The sequence below is a fragment of the Methylobacterium tarhaniae genome, assembly GCF_001043955.1.
Classification (GTDB): Bacteria; Pseudomonadota; Alphaproteobacteria; order Rhizobiales; family Beijerinckiaceae; genus Methylobacterium; species Methylobacterium tarhaniae.
Genome location: NZ_LABZ01000309.1, coordinates 1 through 3,002, shown reverse-complemented (window position 1 = coordinate 3,002; position 3,002 = coordinate 1). Strand labels below are relative to the sequence as shown.

Below are 3,002 nucleotides of genomic sequence, written 5' to 3'. Positions count from 1 at the left end.
CCTCGACGTGGCCGCCGCCGGCTGGCGCCTGGCCGAGACCGGCGAGCTGTGGACCAATCTCGGCGTCAGCTTCCTGCGGGCGGCGAGCGGCTTCCTGATCGGCGGCGGCATCGGCTTTTCCCTCGGCCTCGCCAACGGGCTGTCGCGCCTGTCGGACCGGCTCACCGACACCACCGTGCAGATGATCCGCAACATCCCGCACCTGTCGCTGATCCCGCTGGTGATCCTGTGGTTCGGCATCGGCGAGGAGGCCAAGCTGTTCCTGGTGGCGTTGGGCGTGTTCTTCCCGATCTACGCCAACACCCTGCACGGCATCCGCTCGGTCGATCCGCAGCTGGTCGAGATGGGCCGGATCTACGGCATGTCCCGGGCCGAGCTCTTCTGGCGCGTGGTGCTGCCCGGCGCCTTGCCGTCGATCTTCGTGGGCCTGCGCTACGCCCTCGGCATCATGTGGCTGACGCTCATCGTCGCCGAGACGATCTCGGCCTCCTCGGGGCTCGGCTACATGGCGATGCAGGCGCGCGAGTTCATGCTGGTCGACGTCGTGGTGCTGGCGATCCTGATCTACGCGCTGCTCGGCAAGGTCGCCGACCTCCTGACCCGCCGGCTGGAGCGCGCCTGCCTCGCCTGGAACCCGGCCTACCGCTCGGCCTGACGCCCGTCCTTCCTTCCAGGGTCCTCCGCCATGATCGCCAGCACCCTCCGCCGGTTCGACGGCTTCGCCCCCGCCTTCCCCACCCGCCTGCGCCGCGAGACCCGCGAGAACCAGGTCTCCCGCGAGAACCAAGTCTCCCGCGAGATCGCCCGCGACCGGAGCACGACCGGCCTCGGCATCACGCTGCGCGGCCTGTCCAAGTCCTTCGACCGCGGTGCGCCGGTCATCGACGGGCTCGACCTTCACATCCCGGCCGGCCAGTTCGTCGCCGTGGTCGGCCGCTCGGGCTGCGGCAAGTCCACCCTGCTGCGCCTGATCCTCGGCCTCGAGACGCCGAGCGCCGGCCGCGTCGCGGTCGAGGGCGGCGACGCCCCGCGCCGGATCATGTTCCAGGAGCCGCGCCTCCTGCCCTGGGCGCGGGTCCTCGACAACGTCGCGGTGGGCCTGAGCCGCGGCGGCCCGGCGGCGGAGCGGCGCGCGCGTGCGGCGGCGGCGCTCGCCGAGGTCGGCCTCGCCGAGAAGGCGGGACAGTGGCCCGCCACCCTCTCGGGTGGGCAGCGCCAGCGGGTGGCCCTCGCCCGGGCGCTCGTCAGCGGCCCGGGGCTGCTGGCCCTCGACGAACCCCTCGGGGCGCTGGACGCGCTGACCCGCATCGACATGCAGGCGATGATCGAGCGGATCTGGCGCGCGCAAGGTTTCACCGCGCTCCTCGTCACCCATGACGTCGCCGAGGCGGTGGCGCTGGCCGACCGCATCCTCGTCGTCGAGGCCGGCCGCATCGCCCTCGACGTACCCGTCACGGTGCCCCGCCCGCGCCGACGCGGCGACCCGGACCTGGCCGCCCTGGAGGGGCGGATTCTGGATCACCTGCTGGATGGGCGGGCCTGACGGGTCGTTCGACCGGCACGATGAAGTTGCTCCCCTCCGCGTCACCCCGGGTTGTCGCCTCCGGCGAGCCTCGGGATGACGTCGAGCATTTTCGATTTCGATGCGTCCTCGTCCTGCTCCCACACGCAGACGGGCGCCCCTCTTCACCGGAGTCCCCCCATGACCGGCCAGACCGATGTCCTCTGGTTCCTGCCCACCCACGGCGACGGCCGCTATCTCGGCGCGCAGGAAGGCGCCCGGGCCGTCACCCTGCCCTACCTGCGCCAGATCGCCCAGGCGGCGGACGAGCTCGGCTATTTCGGCGTGCTCCTTCCCACCGGGCGCTCCTGCGAGGATTCCTGGGTCGTCGCCTCGGCGCTGGCACCGCTGACGAAGCGCCTGCGCTTCCTGGTGGCGGTGCGGCCGGGCCTGCAGCTGCCCTCGACCGCCGCCCGCATGGCCGCGACCCTCGACCGGATCTCGGACGGGCGGCTCCTCATCAACGTGGTCACCGGCGGCGATCCGGTGGAACTGCGCGGCGACGGCGTGTTCCTCGCCCATGACGAGCGCTACGCGGTGACCGACGAGTTCCTGCGGGTCTGGCGCGGGCTGCTCGCCGGCGAGACCGTGACCTATGAAGGCGAGCACCTGCGGCTGGAGGACGGACGGCTGATCTTTCCGCCGGTGCAGCGGCCCTATCCGCCGCTCTATTTCGGCGGCTCGTCGCCGGCCGGGATCGAGGTGGCGGCCGAGCATTGCGACGTCTACCTGACCTGGGGCGAGCCCCCGGCCGGGGTGGCGGAGAAGATCGCCCGGGCCCGGGAGGCGGCCGAGAAGCGGGGCAAGACGTTCTCCTACGGCATCCGCCTGCACGTCATCGTGCGCGAGACCGAATCCGCGGCCTGGGAGGCGGCCGAGTCGCTGATCTCGCGCCTCGACGACGCCACCATCGCCAAGGCGCAGGCGACCCTGGCGCGCCAGGATTCCGTCGGCCAGAGCCGGATGATGCAGCTCCATGGCGGCCGGCGCGACAAGCTGGTGGTCTCGCCGAACCTCTGGGCCGGCGTCGGCCTGGTGCGGGGCGGCGCCGGCACCGCCCTCGTCGGCTCTCCCGACCAGGTCGCCGACCGGATGAAGGAATACATCGATCTCGGCATCGACCGCTTCATCCTCTCCGGCTACCCGCACCTGGAGGAGGCCTACCGCTTCGCCGAGCTGGTCTTCCCCAAGCTGCCCCTGCGCAGCACCACCGGCACGGCGGCGACCGGCGCCCGCAACGACGGCCCGTTCGGCGAGGTGATCGCCAACGATATCGTGCCGACCCGGGGGGTGGCGGCGCATTGAGGCGGCCGCCGGGGCCGCGCCGAGGGCGAGCAGAACGTGTCGATTCGGTCGAAGCTTTCATCCCGCTGACGACCTCATCCTGAGGTGTTGGCGATCGAAGATCGCGCTCCATCGAAGATGGACTGACCTCGAAGGA

Annotated in this window: 3 protein-coding genes; all 3 read left to right on the top strand. The window is 71.8% G+C overall.

What is annotated here, in order from left to right; all coding sequences use genetic code 11:
• Positions 1 to 655: ABC transporter permease subunit (locus tag VQ03_RS29360; RefSeq protein ID WP_048454467.1), on the top strand; the 655-nt coding region annotated here is incomplete at its 5' end.
• 30 nt (positions 656 to 685) lie between these two features.
• Entirely contained in the window at positions 686 to 1,543 is an 858-nt protein-coding gene (locus VQ03_RS29355) for an ATP-binding cassette domain-containing protein (RefSeq protein ID WP_083468304.1), read from the top strand.
• A gap of 159 nt (positions 1,544 to 1,702) precedes the next feature.
• The gene (gene ssuD / locus VQ03_RS29350) at positions 1,703 to 2,866 is read left to right on the top strand and encodes an FMNH2-dependent alkanesulfonate monooxygenase (protein ID WP_048454466.1); all 1,164 of its coding nucleotides are present in this window, start codon (positions 1,703 to 1,705) and stop codon (positions 2,864 to 2,866) included.
• Positions 2,867 to 3,002: the final 136 nt, after the last annotated feature.